Origin of the sequence: Acetivibrio straminisolvens JCM 21531, assembly GCF_000521465.1 — a bacterium.
Classification (GTDB): Bacteria; Bacillota; Clostridia; order Acetivibrionales; family Acetivibrionaceae; genus Hungateiclostridium; species Hungateiclostridium straminisolvens.
In genome coordinates, this window is record NZ_BAVR01000039.1 from 17699 (window position 1) to 35878 (window position 18180).

At 48.9% G+C, this 18180-nt stretch carries 31 protein-coding genes and 2 pseudogenes; all 33 read left to right on the top strand.

The window, feature by feature from the left end; translation table 11 throughout:
• The first annotated feature begins 26 nt into the window (after positions 1–26).
• The 33 genes and pseudogenes from JCM21531_RS10985 to JCM21531_RS11120 all read left to right on the top strand — a co-directional run bounded on the left by JCM21531_RS10985 (position 27) and on the right by JCM21531_RS11120 (position 17996).
• A complete protein-coding gene (locus tag JCM21531_RS10985) occupies positions 27–833 on the top strand; it encodes a phage major capsid protein (RefSeq protein WP_038289798.1) in 807 nt (268 codons plus the stop codon).
• A 37-nt stretch (positions 834–870) separates the two neighbouring features.
• Positions 871–1032, top strand: coding sequence for a hypothetical protein (locus JCM21531_RS18970; RefSeq protein ID WP_157833675.1), 162 nt, complete (start codon positions 871–873; stop codon positions 1030–1032).
• A 21-nt stretch (positions 1033–1053) separates the two neighbouring features.
• Positions 1054–1416: a phage head-tail connector protein gene (locus tag JCM21531_RS10990; RefSeq protein WP_054847081.1), complete on the top strand. Its 363-nt coding sequence runs from the start codon at positions 1054–1056 to the stop codon at positions 1414–1416.
• Position 1417: 1 nt separating this feature from the next.
• Entirely contained in the window at positions 1418–1804 is a 387-nt protein-coding gene (locus tag JCM21531_RS10995; protein WP_038289801.1) for a hypothetical protein, read from the top strand.
• Between the two features lie 38 nt (positions 1805–1842).
• Positions 1843–2295, top strand: a complete 453-nt coding sequence (locus JCM21531_RS11000) for an HK97 gp10 family phage protein (protein ID WP_094184789.1) — start codon at positions 1843–1845, stop codon at positions 2293–2295.
• A 1-nt stretch (position 2296) separates the two neighbouring features.
• A pseudogene (locus tag JCM21531_RS24515) lies at positions 2297–2826 on the top strand (phage tail terminator family protein).
• Position 2827: 1 nt separating this feature from the next.
• Positions 2828–3007, top strand: coding sequence for a YqzN/YkzM domain-containing protein (locus JCM21531_RS11015; RefSeq protein WP_038289809.1), 180 nt, complete (start codon positions 2828–2830; stop codon positions 3005–3007).
• Between the two features lie 5 nt (positions 3008–3012).
• Positions 3013–3768 (top strand): phage tail sheath N-terminal beta-sandwich domain-containing protein, encoded by a 756-nt coding sequence (locus tag JCM21531_RS21945; protein ID WP_243467560.1) that lies wholly within the window; start codon positions 3013–3015, stop codon positions 3766–3768.
• Positions 3732–4343, top strand: coding sequence for a phage tail sheath subtilisin-like domain-containing protein (locus JCM21531_RS21950; protein ID WP_243467561.1), 612 nt, complete (start codon positions 3732–3734; stop codon positions 4341–4343). Before JCM21531_RS21945 ends, JCM21531_RS21950 begins: the two co-directional genes overlap by 37 nt.
• Positions 4344–4371: 28 nt before the next feature.
• Positions 4372–4820, top strand: a pseudogene (locus JCM21531_RS11025) (phage tail tube protein).
• Between the two features lie 15 nt (positions 4821–4835).
• Complete coding sequence (locus JCM21531_RS11030; RefSeq protein ID WP_054847082.1) at positions 4836–5264, top strand: phage tail assembly chaperone; 429 nt, start codon at positions 4836–4838, stop codon at positions 5262–5264.
• A 175-nt stretch (positions 5265–5439) separates the two neighbouring features.
• Positions 5440–6888, top strand: a complete 1449-nt coding sequence (locus JCM21531_RS17830; RefSeq protein ID WP_054847083.1) for a phage tail tape measure protein — start codon at positions 5440–5442, stop codon at positions 6886–6888.
• The gene (locus JCM21531_RS11040; RefSeq protein ID WP_038289811.1) at positions 6885–7472 is read left to right on the top strand and encodes a hypothetical protein; all 588 of its coding nucleotides are present in this window, start codon (positions 6885–6887) and stop codon (positions 7470–7472) included. The genes JCM21531_RS17830 and JCM21531_RS11040 overlap by 4 nt, the downstream gene beginning before the upstream one ends.
• The gene (locus JCM21531_RS19530; protein ID WP_054847084.1) at positions 7472–7753 is read left to right on the top strand and encodes a hypothetical protein; all 282 of its coding nucleotides are present in this window, start codon (positions 7472–7474) and stop codon (positions 7751–7753) included. Before JCM21531_RS11040 ends, JCM21531_RS19530 begins: the two co-directional genes overlap by 1 nt.
• A gap of 32 nt (positions 7754–7785) precedes the next feature.
• Positions 7786–8148, top strand: a complete 363-nt coding sequence (locus tag JCM21531_RS19535; RefSeq protein WP_054847085.1) for a LysM peptidoglycan-binding domain-containing protein — start codon at positions 7786–7788, stop codon at positions 8146–8148.
• The gene (locus JCM21531_RS11050) at positions 8145–9101 is read left to right on the top strand and encodes an XkdQ/YqbQ family protein (RefSeq protein WP_054847086.1); all 957 of its coding nucleotides are present in this window, start codon (positions 8145–8147) and stop codon (positions 9099–9101) included. Before JCM21531_RS19535 ends, JCM21531_RS11050 begins: the two co-directional genes overlap by 4 nt.
• On the top strand, positions 9101–9508 hold the full coding sequence (locus JCM21531_RS11055) for a DUF2577 domain-containing protein (protein WP_038289813.1): 408 nt from the start codon (positions 9101–9103) through the stop codon (positions 9506–9508). Before JCM21531_RS11050 ends, JCM21531_RS11055 begins: the two co-directional genes overlap by 1 nt.
• Before the next feature lie 4 nt (positions 9509–9512).
• Positions 9513–9935 carry a DUF2634 domain-containing protein gene (locus JCM21531_RS11060; RefSeq protein WP_038289816.1) on the top strand — a complete coding sequence of 141 codons (423 nt, stop codon included), beginning with the start codon at positions 9513–9515 and terminating at the stop codon, positions 9933–9935.
• A complete protein-coding gene (locus tag JCM21531_RS11065) occupies positions 9928–11013 on the top strand; it encodes a baseplate J/gp47 family protein (RefSeq protein WP_038289819.1) in 1086 nt (361 codons plus the stop codon). The genes JCM21531_RS11060 and JCM21531_RS11065 overlap by 8 nt, the downstream gene beginning before the upstream one ends.
• Complete coding sequence (locus JCM21531_RS11070) at positions 10997–11770, top strand: putative phage tail protein (protein WP_038289821.1); 774 nt, start codon at positions 10997–10999, stop codon at positions 11768–11770. The genes JCM21531_RS11065 and JCM21531_RS11070 overlap by 17 nt, the downstream gene beginning before the upstream one ends.
• Before the next feature lie 17 nt (positions 11771–11787).
• Entirely contained in the window at positions 11788–12093 is a 306-nt protein-coding gene (locus JCM21531_RS11075; RefSeq protein ID WP_038289824.1) for a hypothetical protein, read from the top strand.
• A gap of 16 nt (positions 12094–12109) precedes the next feature.
• A complete protein-coding gene (locus JCM21531_RS11080; protein WP_038289826.1) occupies positions 12110–12541 on the top strand; it encodes a hypothetical protein in 432 nt (143 codons plus the stop codon).
• The gene (locus tag JCM21531_RS18975) at positions 12542–12712 is read left to right on the top strand and encodes a hypothetical protein (RefSeq protein WP_157833677.1); all 171 of its coding nucleotides are present in this window, start codon (positions 12542–12544) and stop codon (positions 12710–12712) included. It abuts the gene before it with no gap.
• Positions 12709–13005 carry a hypothetical protein gene (locus JCM21531_RS11085; protein ID WP_034842327.1) on the top strand — a complete coding sequence of 99 codons (297 nt, stop codon included), beginning with the start codon at positions 12709–12711 and terminating at the stop codon, positions 13003–13005. Before JCM21531_RS18975 ends, JCM21531_RS11085 begins: the two co-directional genes overlap by 4 nt.
• Complete coding sequence (locus JCM21531_RS24520; RefSeq protein WP_369347636.1) at positions 13005–13283, top strand: hypothetical protein; 279 nt, start codon at positions 13005–13007, stop codon at positions 13281–13283. Before JCM21531_RS11085 ends, JCM21531_RS24520 begins: the two co-directional genes overlap by 1 nt.
• Entirely contained in the window at positions 13225–14088 is an 864-nt protein-coding gene (locus JCM21531_RS11090) for an SUMF1/EgtB/PvdO family nonheme iron enzyme (RefSeq protein WP_369347637.1), read from the top strand. The genes JCM21531_RS24520 and JCM21531_RS11090 overlap by 59 nt, the downstream gene beginning before the upstream one ends.
• 68 nt (positions 14089–14156) lie before the next feature.
• Positions 14157–14495, top strand: coding sequence for a diversity-generating retroelement protein Avd (gene avd / locus JCM21531_RS11095; RefSeq protein WP_038289830.1), 339 nt, complete (start codon positions 14157–14159; stop codon positions 14493–14495).
• Positions 14496–14810: 315 nt separating this feature from the next.
• The gene (locus JCM21531_RS21955) at positions 14811–14993 is read left to right on the top strand and encodes a hypothetical protein (protein WP_243467562.1); all 183 of its coding nucleotides are present in this window, start codon (positions 14811–14813) and stop codon (positions 14991–14993) included.
• A 15-nt stretch (positions 14994–15008) separates the two neighbouring features.
• Positions 15009–15893: a reverse transcriptase/maturase family protein gene (locus JCM21531_RS11100; RefSeq protein ID WP_243467563.1), complete on the top strand. Its 885-nt coding sequence runs from the start codon at positions 15009–15011 to the stop codon at positions 15891–15893.
• Positions 15894–15896: 3 nt separating this feature from the next.
• Positions 15897–16199: a hypothetical protein gene (locus JCM21531_RS11105; protein ID WP_038289833.1), complete on the top strand. Its 303-nt coding sequence runs from the start codon at positions 15897–15899 to the stop codon at positions 16197–16199.
• Entirely contained in the window at positions 16192–16467 is a 276-nt protein-coding gene (locus tag JCM21531_RS11110) for a hypothetical protein (RefSeq protein WP_175577009.1), read from the top strand. The genes JCM21531_RS11105 and JCM21531_RS11110 overlap by 8 nt, the downstream gene beginning before the upstream one ends.
• A gap of 15 nt (positions 16468–16482) precedes the next feature.
• Positions 16483–17553: an SPOR domain-containing protein gene (locus JCM21531_RS11115; protein WP_094184787.1), complete on the top strand. Its 1071-nt coding sequence runs from the start codon at positions 16483–16485 to the stop codon at positions 17551–17553.
• A 35-nt stretch (positions 17554–17588) separates the two neighbouring features.
• Entirely contained in the window at positions 17589–17996 is a 408-nt protein-coding gene (locus JCM21531_RS11120; RefSeq protein ID WP_038289836.1) for a hypothetical protein, read from the top strand.
• Positions 17997–18180 lie beyond the last annotated feature (184 nt).

Sequence of the window (18180 nt, forward strand, 5' to 3'; positions counted from 1 at the left end):
CTAACAGGAAAGGAAAGTGATTTTTAATGGCAAGAACAAAGGCGATTAGTCTTATTCAGTCCGGTGAACTCAAAGCCGATCTGAAAGAAATCTATGGTTACGTCGTGAAGAACGTGCAGAAGGCAGCCCTTTCTGCTGGCCTGAAATCCCAGGCCTACACTGGAAACCCTGCAACCGGTTCCGTTGAATTCAAGAGGTTCGCGAACAGCACTTCAAAAGATTACGGTACCGCAAGAGCAGCAGGCGCAGGCGATAAGTTGAAAGCACCGCCTATCACAGTAAACCTTAACGTCCACAAGGAAATCGTGGAGGAAGTGGCAAAGTTCGATCTTGACACTTTCGGCGTTGGAAACATCCTTGCAAGACGTGCTGACAACCATGTTGACACCATGGCTGCAGAACTTGACGTGGCTTTCTTCAATGCTGCATTTGCTGCAGGTACCGCTTTCACAACCAGCGAAACCGACTTGGAGGAAATCCTGGAAGCATACATCCAGACACTTGAAACCGTGAAAAATGACTATGTTCGCGGCGTAAACAGAAGCCAGATGGTTATGGTATGTAGTCCGAAATTCTATGGCAAGATCAGAAACATTCTGGACACCAAACCGAACGGCACCGATACAGCTTCCGAGAACTTCGGAATGTTCCATGGTGTTCGCATTTATTCTTCTGTGAACATTCCTACAGGCCAGAATGCAGTTCTTATGATCGATGAAGCTATTGCACAGCCTGTCGTATCCTATCCATACACCGAACCTGAAAAGATCCCGCTTTCAAACGACTTCGCTGTATCCTGTTCTATGACTACGGGACACAGTGTTGACGCCTGACCTGGTGTTCACATACGCCGAAGCGGGGGTGTAATGGATGAAGTTCAGAAGGAAGCATGATAATGTCATTCTGGAACCCAGATCCGAAATTGTTGTTGAACAGCTTCGCAAGAATCCGGAGTATGAGGAAGTAAAAGAGGACCAGGAGAAGGCAGACGCCAGCAAGACCGGCAAGGCAAAAGGTGATAAGAGCAAATAATCCGGAAGGTGGTGGCTGGTTATGCTTGAAAAAATGAAGCTGTTGCTGGGTATAACCGGCAATGAGAAGGACGGCCTTCTGCAGTTCGTCCTGGACACCGTCACGGATATGGTGAAGAACTATTGCCACATGTCCATCGATGAAGCTATCCCGGCCCAGCTTGAAAATGTTGTGGTCCGGATGGCCGTCGATATGTGGCGGGCGGAAGGTTACGGCAATGAAACAAACAGTAACGCCGAAGTAACGTCAGTGAAACGCGGTGATGTTACAACATCATTCAGGCCGGTTGGTGGTGATTTTAACGCTAATACAGGGGCCGGTGGTGCGGACTTCATAAAGGCATATACAAAACAGTTGAACGCATTCAGGAAAGTGGGGTGGTGATATGTTCGGAAACCCTGCTGCTGAACGCGCTGCCATCGAAATGACCTATGAAGACACCTGCACCATTTACCGAATGGCAGAAGTCACTGGAAGCAACAAGATCACAAAGATGGAAAGGGTACCGGTGGCCGAAAATGTCATCTGTTCCCTTTCCTCTATGCAGATCAGGCCATCAGAGCAGACAGCAGCACAAAATGACGTTGAATACACGGTAAAACTGTTCCTGGGACCGGAAATAAATGTCCTCCCAGGCGATCAGATCGATGTAAAACGGTTCGGACGTGTGAACCCAGCAAGCGGAACCGTTTTGAAGTACGAAAGCACCGGCCAGCCTATGGTTTACGCCACACACCAGGAAATCATGGTGAAGGGTCGTGATATCGCGTGAGTGCTGATTTTAGAGATCTTATAAAATGGCGTGATAACATGGCCCAGGCAGCCGAAGAAATGGACCAGATCATGGATGAACTTGTGGTCGGTGAAGGCGTTTATGCGGTAAAACAAGCGAAGCTGATCTGCAAGAATGATGTTCCGGATATCGTCGGAAGCGGCGACTACAGAAACAACTGGCACAGCAGCGACAAAGCGATCCGAAATGGCCGCAGCTTTAAGGTTGACGTGTTCAATAATTTAAGCTATGCGAAACACCTTGAATATGGCTTCCGTTCACACTTCGTTCCAGGCCACTGGGAAGGAAACACCTTCGTATATCAGCGGGATGATCCGGAAGGCGGAATGTATGTCGGGCCATACAAAGGTTTTGTTCGCGGCCGTTTCGTGCTTCGCAGAGCAATAAAGCGAACGGAGATCACACAGGAAGCCAGGTTGAAGCGCAAGCTGAACCGGATCCTGCAAGAAAGGTTAAACAGGGGGTTGTAATATGACGGTAAACAAGTTCATTGAAGCAATCGCCGCCAAATTAACCGCCCTGTGGCCTGATAAAAAGGTTTACGTTGATGAAATACCGCAGGGCGCCGACGGAAACTTTTCAATTCAGGTTATTGAAACATCGCAGTCAAAGCACCTGGGAAACCGGCACAAGCGAACATATCAGTTCGATGTTGCTATATAAAGAAAAAGCATGACGCCATGAATTATCACGCCTGGGCGGAAACCATGTACATGGAATTCGGTACCATAAAGATTGATGATATGACATTCCATATGACCAATCTTCACACCGATACTGTGGACGGGATCTTCCATTTCCTGATGGACGTGACATTCATGGCGTTATTTGTGCCTGAATCGAATGACGAACCCATGGAAGATCTGCAGGTGTTTGCAGACCTGAATATCCGAAGTTATAAGAACGTCCATATCGTCGGGGTTTTATCACTGGGCGCTGACGGCAGGGAATACCTGTACCAGTTCCCTGAATGTGGACCAAATCAGTCTGGGGGTGTATAAGGTGGCAAAAGAGCATAAGGCGGCAAAGGAAGTGCCGAAGTTCACGAAAGAACAGATTTTAAGCAGCAAGACGCTTTCCATCAACAAGGATGTCGCCGCCGCGGTCCTTGAAGATGGCAAGGCGTATTCTATCCAGGAAGCCGAAACGCTTGTTTCCGGCTATCTCAAAAGAAAGGTGTGATCTAAATGCCTATAGGTGGCGGAGTATTTACAATTCAAAACAAGGTCCTCCCTGGCGCGTATATCAATTTCGTCGCGCTGGGAACCAGGATCGTCACAGGATCCCGCGGCGTTGCAGCGCTTCCCGTTGCATTGAACTGGGGTCCTGACAGCAAGATCATAACCATTGACGCCGGTGACTTTAACAAACAGTCAATGGCTTTATTCGGGTATGATCCGACAGCGCCTGAACTGCTTCTGATAAGGGAAGCCTTCAAACGTGCAAAGACTTTGAAGCTGTACCGTATCAATGGAGCCGGAGGAAGCGCGGCAAAAGCAACAAAGACCATCGGCGGAATTACAGTGACCGCCAAATATAACGGAACCAGGGGTAATGACATCAAGATCCTGATCCAGACCAACGTAGACGACGAAACAAAGAAGGATGTTATCACTTACCTGGGAACTGTGGAAGTGGACAGACAGACTGTGGTCAACGCAAGCGAACTGGTGGCCAATGATTACGTTACATTCGGATCCGGAACGCTGACCAACGCTGCAGCCACTGCGCTGACTGGCGGGGCCAATGGTACCGAAGACGGATCGGCACATGCTGACTTCCTATCGAAGATCGAAGTCGAAGAATTCAACACGATAGGATATCCCGGCAGTGACGCAACCACAAAGGGCCTTTATGAAGCATTCGTGAAGCGCTTCGTGACAGCGAAGGAAAGAAGATCGTCGGTGTGCTTTACAATAAGTCTTCCGACTATGAAGGCATAATCAACGTCAAAAATGGGGTTATCCTGGAAGACGGAACCGTCGTCACAGGTGACAAGGCTGTGGCCTGGGTTGCTGGTGCTACTGCAGCAGCGGAGATCAACCAGTCACTGACCAATACTGCATATGATGGCGCTGTGGACGTTGACATCAGGTACACGAAATCCCAGTATGAAGCAGCCATCAAGGCCGGTGAATTCGTCTTCTATGGCGAAGCAGGAAAGGCCCGCGTCCTTGCGGACATCAATTCCCTGACTACATTCACAGAAGCGAAATCCCAGGACTTCACTTCAAACAGGGTGATCAGGGTACTGGATGGATGGGCCAACGATGTGGCCGCCATATTCGGCAGGTCCTATCTTGGAACCGTAACAAACAGCGATACAGGCCGTCAGCTTTTCAAAGGCGATCTTGTGGCCCTTGCTAACCAGTACCAGGCAGCCGACGCGATATCCGACTTCGTTCCGGATGACATCGAAGTGGTTCAGGGTATCGGCAAGCGTGATGTTCAGGTTGCTGCAGCATTGAAGCCGAATGATTCGATGGAAAAGCTGTATATGGTCGTATCCATACAGTAAAACGGGGGTGAAATGATCAATGAAGACTATGAATGCACCTGACGCCATAAACGGCAAGGAAGGCAGGGCTTACGCGAAGATCAACGGGAACAATGAAGAATTGTTCTATGCGAAGACCATTGAAGCCACTGTGGAGAAGACAAAGGCTGACATCAAGCCATCGGAAAGCGCATGACCGGTCATAAAACAACCGGCCTGAACGGAACCGGCACCATGACCATTTATTACATTACTTCCATGTTCCGTCAGCTTATAGCTTCCTATAAGCGCACTGGCCAGGATGTTTACTTCGACATGGTTGTGGAAAATGACGATCCCGCTTCTGCTGCCGGTAAACAGTCAATATTGCTGATTGGTGTGAACCTGGATTCAAGCATATTGACCAAACTGGACGGCGACAGCGACGATCCGCTGGATGAAGACGTGGAATTCACCTTTGAAGACTTCGAAATCCTGACGCCGTTCAACAAGATATAATCGGGGGTGTAATGCGTGAGTAAACTTGAAGAATTCTTAATGCAAAATGAACTGAATACAGAAGAAACCATGGAAGTCAAGGTGTCTGAAAGGATCCCGTTGCCTTTTAAGATCAGGGCCATTTCAGAAGCCGAAAACAAGGCCATAAAGAAATCGTGTCAGACCGTCACCTTTGACAAAAGGACACATCAGAAGGTAATCGACACGAATTATGACCTGTACCTGACCAGGCTTGTTATCGCCTGCTGCGTTGAACCGAACTTCAAGAATGCAGAACTGCAGGCTAAATATGGGTTATGGGTGCCGAAGCATTGGTCGATAAGCTGCTGCGCCCTGGTGAATATAATCAGCTACTTGAAGCGGTCCAGAAGATCAATGGATTCGACACAGACATCAACACCCTGGTTGAAGAAGCAAAAAACTAATAGCGGGGGGCGATGGTGAAGCGGATGGCGAAAGCACGTTCGCACACTTCGCCTCCATCGCTTTCATATGCTTCCCAGCACCTTCTGCAACCTGCCGCCAGCCGAAAAAGCGTTCGTTATTGCTTCCATAAGGCTGCAGCTTGAAAAGGAGAAAAAGGAAGCGCAGAAAGTAAAGAGGAAAGGCAGGTGATAAAATGGCTGTTTCAACATCGTTGACTATCCAGGACAGGATGACGAACACCCTTATGCGTCAGATCAGCGCCATTGACAAGATGATCAACCGTATGGAACGCCTGGACAGGGTCAGCGAACAGATCGATCCGGGCGAAGGCTTCGACAATGCGCAGCAGGCCGTCGAAGAATTGATGAATCGATTAAGACGCCTGGAAGAACAACAGAACCAGGTGGCCAGGGGTGCGCATAACATCAAGGGTGCATGGAGCGGCGTAAATAATATCATCACCAAAGTATTAACCGCGCTGGCAGCAAAGAAGACAATCGACTTCACTGTTGGCGCGGCGTTGGATCTGGATAAACTTGAACGCGAATTCCAGGCGAGACTTGACAGCGTGGACATCGGAACCGCGATGTATCAGAAGCTGCAGGATCAGGCCAAAGAATCGGCCTTCGCCTTTGATGAACTGGCAAAGAACACCCTTTCCTTTATGTCGGTAACAACGAAACCGCAGAACCTGGACCGACTGAATAAACTGGCTGAAAGGCTTGCTGTGTTCGATAAGACAGGCCAGGGCCTTGAAGGCGCTGGATTCTCTTTGAAGGAAGCGCTGTCAGGTGATATCGTATCGCTGGCCGAACGCTTCAATATGTCGAAAGCGCAGATCAGGGCATTCGGTATCGATGAACTGGGAAAGAAGGGCGACATCGAAGGGTTTATCACGCAGTTCGAAAAGCTGCTTGACGCGCAGAACATGGGTGAAGAAGCCTACGAAAAAATGCTGCAGGCGCCAAAAACCCAGATGGAAATGTTCTTGTCTAACCTGAAAATGGGGTTCGCCCAGGCTTCCACAGAAGCAACAAAAGCGCTTGCGCCATTGATCACCAGGCTGAATGAATGGTTCGCTTCTGATTCAGCGGAACAGTTCTTCGCTTCCTTCGCCAGCGGGTTGAGTACGGCCGTTGACTTCGCCATGCAGCTATTCGATGGGGTGTCCGATATTGCAAACTTCATTTCCACGAACTGGCCAATGATTGAACCTATCGTCTGGGGTTTGGCCACAGCGATCGGCGGCGTCGTCTTGGCACTTGGAATATATAAGACGGTTACTGCAGCAATAGCAATCGTCCAGGGAATAATGGGCGCGGCTCAAATGCTGGCCACAGGCGCAACGATAGCACAGACGGCCGCACAGTGGGGCCTTAACTCTGCCCTGCTTGCTTGTCCTATAACCTGGATCGTGCTGGCCATTATCGCGCTCATAGCTGTGATTGTCGGCTTGATCATATGGATAAAGAACCTATGGGAAAAGAATGATCAGTTCGCTGCTGGCCTATTGAGGGCATGGAACAGCATTCTGAACTTCTTTGACCAGGTGCCGATCTTCTTCACGAAAGTCGGGATCGGGGTTGTGAACGCATTTTTCAGCATGAAACCAAAGCGCTGGAAATCGTGGACGCACTTGTGAACGGCGTAATTGAAGGCATTAACTGGATGATCGGCGTTCTGAATAAGATCCCTGGCGTTTCTATCAGCGCCATTGAAACGGTTGACTTCGCTTCAAAGGCAAAGCTGCAGGAAGAAGCAATCAGACAGGCCGGTGACAAAGTCATCGCCGAAATGGAAGCGAACGCAGCGGCCAAAGCTGCAGCCAGGGAAGCAAATGTCCAGCAAATGCTACGCGAAAGAGCCGAAAAACGCGCTGCAGACGCCGCAGAACAGGAAGCTAAAAAGGCCGCGAATTCTGCCGGGAAAGACTACGAACAGAAGCTGGCTTCCTTCCAGGGCAAAGACACCAATATTGATGAAATCGGGAAGGTCGGCGAAGTCGGCAAGATCAATGATGAAGTCGATATTTCCGAAGAAGACATCAAGCTGCTTCGCGATATAGCTGAACAGAAATTCGTCCAGAACTTCGTGACGCTGACGCCACAGGTAACGCTGACAGATATCAAGATCAGCGAAAAGGTGGATCTGGATGAAGTGACTGCAGCCATCGAAAGGAAGCTGGAAGACGAATTCGTCACAGCAGCGGAAGGGGTGTATAGCTGATGTATCATATGTTCCTGATCATGAATAATAAGGACTATGAAATCCCGGTCCTTCCTGAATCCCTTACCGTGAAATCACCAGGTAAAAACGAAACGGCAACCATCGTCAAGCTGGGCGATGTGAATATACTTCGGAAAAAGGGGCTTCGTGAAATAACCTGGGAATCACACTTCCCGGCCCATGAAGCACCCTATGTTACCGGAAGGAATGTCCTGGCACCGATCGAATACATCAGGCCATACAAGAAGCCAGGGACGCAGAAAAGCCGATCCGCTTCCTGATCATAGGAACGGACCTGGATATCAATATACTGATGGGAATTGAGGACTTCACCTATGAAGAATATGGCGGCGAAGTCGGGGACATTTACTATGTTTTGAAACTGCGGGAATGGAAAGAGTATTCGGCCAAAAGGATCAGCCTTCCGGCGCCGACGGTCAAGGTGGCGGTCGTTGCACCTGTTGCCAGGTCCGGAAGTCCTCCGAAACCGCAGACAAAAACACACACGGTCGTGGCCGGTGATTCACTGTGGGCCATCGCTAAAAAGTATTACAACGATGGTTCACAGTACCCGAAGATCTACGAAGCCAACAAAGACACGATCGACAAAAGAAACAAGGGTACGGGGAACCCGAAATATACCATATATCCGGGGCAGGTGTTTAATATACCATGATGGATCTTCAAATCATGTATCAGAATAACGTCGATGGTTCTGCCTTTGATGTTTCGGAAATTGCAATGTCGCCGAAATGGACGACGAAGCGCACCGGGTCCCCCGCTTCCTTTGAATTCGAAGTGTTGAAGGATCAAGCTGTGATCTGGAAACACGGCGGCATTATTGCCGTAAAGAACGGAAATACCGGCGTATTTTACGGATATGTATTCAAGATAACCGAAACCGCAAATGGGGTCGTGAGAATAACAGCATATGATCAAACGCGGTACCTGAAAAACAAGGACACTTATGTTTTCACAGGAAAGCGCGCGGATCAAATAACCGCGTTGATCGCTGCAGACTTCGGCCTGAAAATCGGTACCCTTGAAAATACCGGATATGTGATCCCGTCCCTGGTGGAAGATAACAAGACGCTGTTTGACATCATCCTGAAAGCCTTGGATCTGACACTGATCAATACAGGTCAAATGTTCTTCCTCTGGGACGATTACGGATCATTAAGAATTTCATCCTGCGCCGGTTCAAAACTGGACCTGCTGGTCGGCGATGAAAGCCTGGCCACAGATTACACATATACATCCGAAATTGATTCGGATACCTACAACAGAATAAAGCTGGTCCGCGATAACAAAGAAACCGGAAAGCGTGACGTGTATCTGTTCCAGGACAGCAACAATATAAAGTTCTGGGGAACGCTGCAGTATTTCGAAAAGGTCGATGAAAAAATGAATGCAGCGCAGATCACCGAAAGAGGAAACAACCTTCTTACCTTGAAGAACAGGCCGCAAAGGACCTTTGAAGTGAAAGCGCTGTCGGATCTGTCCGTCAGGGCCGGTCGCGTTCTTTTCATCAGCTTCGCGGATATCGGCGTCAAACAGTTTTTCCTGATCGATGAAGCAAGTCACGATCTGGGAAAGGAAACAATGTCATTAAAATTGAGGGTGGTATAATGGGAATGCTTGAAACAATGAAGAAGATCGCACAACAGACAAGCGAAGCTGCCACACCGGCGGCTTTTATGTTCGGTACCGTGACAAAGATCGGGCCGGTTCAGGTCCTGGTGGATAATCGCTTCTACATTGACGAAAGCGTTCTTGTTATCCCCAGGGAATTAAGGAAAGACGAAGCATACAGGACACACACCCACAAGATACCTGGCCACACACACAGCGTTCCGGCCCATAATACCGGATCGGCCGGTGAAGATCCGCACAGTCATAGCGTACCGGCACAGACCACATCAGAAAAGGAACTGGAAACCGTTGAGGAAGTATATTCAGGACTGCAGGTGGGTGATAAAGTCATACTGCTTCGCAACTATGGCGGCCAGGAATACCTGGTCATAGGAAGGGTGTGATCACATGATACCAACAGCCGAAAAGGTTGTAATCGGCGAAGATTACGAAATCGTCGATGACAGCGAACAGCCTTCCAGGACTTACAGAATTGATTTTAAGACAGGGCGCGTCATAGGTTTTGTCGATGGATTGGAAGCAATGCGGCAGGCCATATACAAGATCCTGCAGACAGAAAGGTTCGACTATCTGATCTATTCCTGGAACTATGGCGCGGAACTGAATGACATCGTCGGGATAGGAACCCAGGTGTTCGAAAGTGAAGTAAAGCGTCGTATCAAAGAAGCCTTAACATGGGATCGAAGGATCACCAATGTTACAGGCTTTAATTTTACCCGCAAAGACAAAAGGACCATGGTGGTCGAATTCACGGCAGAAACTATATTCGGCGATGTCCAGTCGGAAGTGGAGGTGATAACCAGTGTTTGAAGATATGACCTTTGAAAGAATCCTTAACAGGTGCCTTTCCCGTGTTCCTGCTTCGGTGGATAAACGTGAAGGTTCGATCATATACGACGCGATCGCACCGGCAGCGGCCGAACTGGCCGAAATGTATATTAACCTGGGGACGATCCTGGACAGGGCCTTCCCAGATACCGCGACGGGCCGGGACCTGACATTGAAGGCAATGGAACGCGGCATAAAAAGGCAACCGGCAACCTATGCACAGCGAAAAGGCGAATTCAAGGATCCTGATGGGAACCCGATGGACATTCCTATCGGCAGCCGCTTTTCAGGTGGTGACGTGAACTACACGGCCACGGCCAGAATCGAACCTGGTGTCTACAACATGGCTGCAGAAACCGCCGGGACAATAGGGAATATGTATTCCGGGAATCTTCTTCCGATTGACTTCATCGAAGGACTTGGATCCGCGATCCTGTCTGACGTTCTCATTCCTGGTGAGGGAGAAGAAAGCGACGACGATCTTCGGGCAAGATATTTCGAAAGCCTAAATATTCAGGCGTTCGGCGGGAACGTCCAGGACTACAAGGAAAAAACCAAAGGGATCAACGGTGTCGGCGGCGTCAAGGTTTACCCGGTATGGAATGGCGGTGGAACTGTCCGGCTGGCCATCGTAACCAGCGATTGGGGCGTCCCTTCCCCTACTCTGATCGATACCGTTCAGGAAATCATCGATCCCATTGGAAACCAGGGTGTCGGCCTTGGAATTGCACCGATCGGCCATGTTGTAACGGTCGAAGGTGTAACTGCTGCGACGATAGACATTTCCAGCCAGATCACCCTTCAATCCGGTTATACCTGGGAAACAGTAAAACCTGGGATAATCGCCGCTATATCGGAATACTTCACTGACCTGATCAAAGCCTGGGAAGATACTGAAAATATAGTGGTGAGAATCAGCCAGATCGAAACGCGAACCCTTGACATTTCTGGTGTACTTGATATCACCGGAACGAAGATCAACGGGGACGCTTCAAACCTTGTCCTGGGACCGGATGAAATACCAGTGCTGGGGGACGTAACAAATGAAACCGTTGATTGATTACTGGCCGCGTTATCTGCAGGAACTTCTGGAATTTAACCTGATAGCACAAGCGGAACAGCCTGAATTTGATGTCGCAGCCGAAAAGGCTATCCGTGCAGCCGATGAATTATTCCTTGAAACATTATCCCTGGATGGGGTGAAGCGCTGGGAAAAGATCATCGGCATAGTTCCGAAGCCTGATGAAACGCTGGCATTCAGAAGAAAAAGGATCCTGAACATTTACGGCGCACAGCTTCCCTTCACAAAGCGACGGCTGGCCACGAAACTTGACACCATCATCGGACCAGGACTGTGGGAACTGATCATTGATGATCAGACATTCAAATTCTATGTTCAGTCGGCGGAATCAAATCAGAATTTCGCGAACGAACTTCAAGAAACCATCGAAATGGTGAAACCGGCGAATATGGAATTTTTCTATATCGTATGGATCCTTTACAAACTGCAGGTATCGCCGAACTTCCGGTCATACCTGTATTCATTCCTGGAAAGCGGCACGGAAGTCTGCGGAACACAATATTCAGAATCCACGATCGGCCGCTTAATAAGGCAAGTCGTCGAAGTGTCTGGAACAGCAAATGTTTACATGACCGAATACCCGCAATGCGGACCGGAAGTCTGCGGGATCATTAACACAGAACCGGCAGTCGGGCGTGTAATCATACAGCCGATCCAGGCGTCAAATGCCACTTCGGCATATACAGCCACATTCCCTGAATGTGGACCTGAAATCGCCGGTACGCTTCCGGTATAAAGAAAGGAGGAAACCAGATGGCGTTCTTTACATCGACGTTTTTGGCGGCCAGAAGAAAGGAATGGCTTGACAAAATCGCAAAAGCACAGTACAGGATCGGTTCCACATGGTATGACGGGGCGATCACTTCACGCGAAGTGGTCGGGAATAGCGTGGTGATCATGGTATCCGTTACCGATCCGGTGTCCACAGCGTCCACTATCGTCGAAAGCAGACTGATTGATGTGGGCGGGAATGTGGCAGGCAGCAGGTCAGAAAACATCCTGAAAAATGTCAACCAGGGTGTTCTTCTCAAATATGAATTCCCGATCAATGAAGTTTAAGGAGGTGCAGCAGTAAATGGCAAACGAAAAATCCTATATTCCAACGCAGTGGAAAGACCAGGTGAAGGATGGCAGTACCATAATTCAGCCGGGAACGCCCATGAACGCGCAGAATTTCAACAACATGGAACACGGGATCATGGCAAACGACGCCCTGGCGGCAGTTCTTGCACAGGTCCAGCGCCAGGCGGCGCTTTCTGGGGCTGAATGGGAAGTTGAATCCGGTTCGGCCACTATTTCACCGGCCAACACTGACAACACCATTTCCATCGCGAAGTTAAGGAACAGGACTTCATACAATGTCACCGTTGAAGTGAATTCTGTGTCCGGCGGAACTGCTGGTGACATAATCATCAGCGGCAAGCAGGCCAACGGCTTTAAGGTGAAATATACCGGCACCGCGACGTCCATTACCATCAGATATCACGTTCAAGGGGGCATGGTGTAAATGGCAAACATAATAATCAAATCTGACGAAAGGAAGGCACAGGAAGCGAAGATCCTTCGCGACTTCGGCTATGATCCCAGGTCCGCTTCCAAAGAAGTCCGGGAATATGCTGACGCCACGGCACAAAGAAGCCGTGAAGCAATCAAAGAAATGGAGGGTAAGAGGAAATGAATATAATCCATAAAAATGAAGGTCAGAAAATCGCTTTTAATGTTGAAGGCACAAAGATATTCTTCCGTGATGAATTGATGTTGGACCTTTCGAAGTATGAAAGGGACTATGACGTGGAAATTGACATCTGCCAGGACGATGATCAGATCTTGATCGCTGGCCTGTCGAAGTATTACGTTGCAAATATCATAATTCCGGCCAGACAGTACCAGGATCCTGAAAAGACGGTTCCCGTTCCTTTCAGCATGGATAATGTGACGCTGGTTCTGTGGGCGCTTGTGGAGGTGGAATAATGGCAAATTATGATGATCTTAAAGTCGCGGTCGAAGCCTTGACTGGTGGAAATAACTCCGTCATATTCGACGTTGACGGGTACCCTTCCATCGTTGTCAGGTTCGATAAAAAGCAGATCGCGGACCTGATCACGGACGGAAGCGCCAGCACACACCCAGCGTTCATCGTGAACGGTGTTGAAGTTCCGGCGATCTACATCAGCAAATATCAGCTTCGTTATGAACGGGAAAGCGTACAGTCTTCCTTTCAAGGATCCAGCGGTCAGCGTAAACTTTGATCAGGCGAAGCAATACTGCGAAGCAAAAGGCGCTGGCCATCATCTGATGACAAATGCCGAATTGGCAGCCATTGCCTTGTGGTGCCGTAAAAACAATTGCATGCCGCGCGGCAATAACAACTATGGCAAGGATCACAGCGCAGCATGGGAAAAAGGAATTGTAACATACAGGTACGACGATGGCGGCATCACACGCGATGGCCGTGTGGCCACAGGTTCCGGGCCTGTTTCCTGGTCCCACGATGGAACACCTGCAGGTATATGGGACCTGAATGGAAATGTTTATGAATGGGTTGGTGGATATAGAACCCTGGATGGTGAAATTCATATCATTCCAGACAACAACGCTGCAGCACAGGTCGATCAGGGCCTTAACAGTACATTGTGGAAGGCTATTCTGGAAAACGGATCCCTTGTCGATCCTGGCACTGTTGACACATTGAAATGGGACTATTTATCAAAGCCATCAGGAAGTTCCGGCTTCGCATTCAGACTTGTAAAGAATATTACAAATCGTCCTGACGATGATGGCCCATATGGTTCAAACAGCTTCGCTGCACTGGCTGCCATTGAAGGCCTAACGGTACCGGAAATATTAAAAGCATTGGCGATCATGCCTGCTGACAGTGGTGATCACGGCGGTGATTATTTCTATATGAGAAATCGCGGTGAGCGGCTTGGCTTTCGCGGCGGCGGCTGGAGCAACTCGTCGGCCGCTGGGGTGTTCTTTCTGTACGGCCGCTACGCGCGGTCGTACTCGGACCACAGCCTCGGGTTCCGCTCCGCTTTTATTCCGGGAATCTGATATCTGGTAATCTGGAAATCTGTTCTGGGCGGCGTCAAGCCGCCCTGGCATTTTTGGGGGTTGACATATTGGATAATCTGAAAATCTGGCAGAAGACATATGACATGATCAAGTATGGAAACCAGTGCATAATTCAGTTCCCAAAAGCTGAACGGTATGCCCTGGGATCCGAAATAAAGCAATCAATGTATAAAATTCTGCGGCTTATAGTCGTGGCAAATAAAAGCAGAAATAAAAAGCCTATTCTTTATGAAATAGACGTCGAACTTGATGTCCTTCGGACTTTCATTCGCCTGGCAGCCGATAAAGACATGAAGTATCTTCCTCTGCGAAAATATGAGAACTGGGGGAAAATGCTGAATGAGATCGGCAAAATGTTGGGTGGATGGATGAAAACAACCCAGTAAGGACACCGCGGGGTACATGTCGAATAAAAGCGGCTTGGCTATCGCGGCGGCAACTGGAACAACACGTCGAACGCTGGGGTGTTCTATCTGAACGGCTACTACGCGCGGTCGAACTCGTACCAGAACATCGGGTTCCGCTCCGCTCTGACCTTAAATGCCAGAAATCTATTGCCTAACGGGCAAAGATCCGCGCGTAAGGTACAAAGGGACATGTATCCCTGCTCCCGGCGACACCGGGAAGCAAAAGAATGAATTGCCGTGAAGGCTGCTTGTAAAATTGATGAAGGCTGTCACGCACGGCGTTGGGGGTAAAGGATGAAGACATTACGCAACATTTATCCAGCGATCTATGACTTTGACAACTTATATCAAGCATACCTGGAAGCCAGAAAAGCCAAAAGATACCGCCAGGATGTTCTGCAGTTCACCATGAACCTGGAAGAAAACCTGATCAAGATCCAGAACGAACTGATTTACAAGACGTACAAAGTCGGATGATATCGCGAATTTTATGTGACTGAACCAAAGAAAAGGCTGATCATGGCCCTTCAGTTCAAAGACAGGATCGTTCAGTGGGCCATTTACAGGCACCTGAATCCTTTTTACGATAAACAGTTCATATATGACAGCTATGGCTGCAGGATCGGAAAAGGGACGCATAACGCGGCGAACCGTCTTGAATACTGGCTGCGGCAGGTCAACCGGCGCGACAAGAAATATTATTTCTTGAAGCTGGACATCAGCAAATATTTCTACCGGATAGATCATGAAGTCCTGATCAGGATCCTGGAAAAGCGGATCAAGGATCCGGACCTTTTATGGCTTCTATCCACTATCATCAACAGCGAAGACACAGCGTTCGGGCTTCCGGCCGGTGTCAGTCCTGATGACTGTCCGAAAGAAGAAAGGCTGTTCGACAAGGGAATGCCGATCGGAAACCTGACCAGTCAACTGTTCGCTAATATCTATCTGAACGAATTGGACCAGTACGCAAAGAACGAACTGCGGCTGCACTATTACATCAGGTATATGGACGATGTGATCATCCTTCATGATGACAAGGCATTCCTTCATGAAGTAAAGGACCGGATCGAAATATTCCTGAACGAAAAGCTGCGCCTGGATCTTAATGCGAAGACATGTATCCGGCCAATAAAGGACGGCGTCGAATTCGTCGGCTTCCGGATATGGCCAACGCATAGGAAACTCAAAAAGACCACGGCAAAGAAGGTCAAAACCCGCCTGAAATACCTGATCAAAGCTGTGGCCGAAGGCAAAGAAGATCCAGGAATGTTACAGCGCAGCATTGCTTCGTATAAAGGCATACTGGAACATTTCAACAGTTACGGGTTCAGACAAAGCCTGAACCAAATGTTTAAGAATAGGGGTGATCAATGAAAAATGGACAGCGCAGCAATTTACACCTTGATCGGTGTGACGGGAACGGTGTGCGGAATTATCTTCGGGTACGTTGGATATAAAAAGGGACTCCAAAAGGAATCGTCCGAAAATGGCCGTGAAGCCGGTGCATTGAAGTCTGACATGGAATACATAAAGCGCAGAATTGATGATGTCCTACTGGAACAGAAGGACACAAACAAATCTGTCAATGCCCTGGCCGAAAGAGTGTCCAAAGTCGAAGAATCCGCAAAGCAGGCACACAAGAGAATCGACAGAATTGAAAGGGGGTTCGGCGATGAATAAGCGAAAAAGGAAAAAGGTGGCGTTCTCAAAGATCATATTCATAGGCGTTTCAGCGATGACCATTTCGGTGGTCATTTTTTCATGCCGGATGATCTACATTACCCACGATCTTTCACCGCTTGCATATCTTATCCCTTCGATCTTCGCCGAACTGGCCACTGCAACGGGGTTTTATTATCGCAAGGCGGAAAAGGAAAACACGAAAGGCGGGATCGTGTATGACGCAGCGATGGCCGAAAAAGCAAATAACGGGACTTTCCCGGAATAAGGAGGTATTCCGTAAATGAACCTGAAAACTTTATTTCTGACGAATAACGATTGTTTCAAATCGGGGAAAAGACATACGGTAAAAGGGATCATGGTCCACAGTACCGGCGCGACTAACCCGTGGCTGAAAAGGTATGTCGGCCCGGATGATGGCCTGCTGGGACCAAATCCATATAATAACCACTGGAACACACCGAAGCCAGGCGGCCGAAGTGTCTGTGTTCATGCTTTCATCGGGAAGCTGCAGGATGGCAGTATAGCAACATATCAGACATTACCCTGGGACATGGTTGGATGGCATTCCGGAAGCGGATCCCTGGGATCTGCTAAAAATGCCAATAATAACGGCTATATCGGTTTTGAGATCTGCGAAGACGATCTGACGGACGCTTCATACTTCAACAAGGTTTACACCGAAGCCGTTGAACTCTGCGCTTATCTGTGTAAGAAGTTCAACCTGGATCCATTGGCCGACGGCGTCCTTATCTGCCACAGTGAAGGCAATAAGCGCGGGATCGCTTCGAACCATGCCGATGTTATGCACTGGTTCCCGCGTCACGGGAAGAATATGGACATGTTCAGGGCTGCAGTAAAGGCCGAAATGGCAAAGAACGACGCACCGGCACAGGCTGGCCATCCGATCATCGGAAAACCTACTGCGTATTATGTCCAGACCGGCGCATATTCTAACAAAGCCAATGCAGACACCCAGTATTACAAGGTAAAGGCTGCAGGGTATGACGCGATCATTAAACAGTCAGGTGGCCTTTTCAGGGTCCAGGTCGGCGCTTTCAGTGTAAAACAGAACGCTGAAAACCTGGCCGCAAAACTCAAAACTGCAGGTTTTGAAACCTATATCACCACGACAGGAGGAACACAAGTCGCGCCGGGTCCTGAACCGAAACAACCGGCGGCAAAACCGGTCAAGGTCGGAAGTGAAGTGAAGATCAAGCCAGCGCCACGAAATACGCCACTGGCCAGACCATTCCTGGATGGGTTAAGGACAAAACCCACATTGTTTCACAGATATCAGGTGACAGGGTTCTTCTGGGTGCAAATGGCGGGATCTGTAGCTGGGTATATCTGAACGATGTGGAAGTCGTAAAATAAGGAGGATGGAACATGGTTGAATTCTTTGATAGTGAAATAGGCCGCGCCCTGGTCACAACGGTTATATTGCCAGTGATCACCATAGTCGGCGGAATGCTGGTTGTCTTCCTGAAAAAGAAGGCCAGTGAGATCACCAAACGCATTGAGAACGAAACAATTCAGAACTATGTCAACCAGGCGAATGAAGCCGTCCTGCAGGCTGTTGATTATATGTTCCAGACATATGTGGACAGTCTGAAAAAGAAAGGCGAATTCGGCCCGGAAGCACAGAAACACGCCTTTGAAGAAGCAAAGAAGATCGCGCTGTCATTACTAACCCAGGAAGCAAAGGACCTTCTGCAGCAGCTATATAATGACGTGAATCTATGGCTTGACACGAAGATCGAACAGGCAGTGAAGCAGAACAAACTTCTGCAGTAAAATAAGGCCCTACGGTATAACGCCGCGGGGCCTTTTTATTATTTATTGTGCCGGTACCCTTGAATGTCAATGGATATCTTCATCCGGAACGGCTGCGGATCATTGCACCTTGCTGGGATATGGTCCGCCTCCACCATTGAAGTGCAACTGTTGCACCTTGACAGGTCGCGGTTCGCCTCCACCA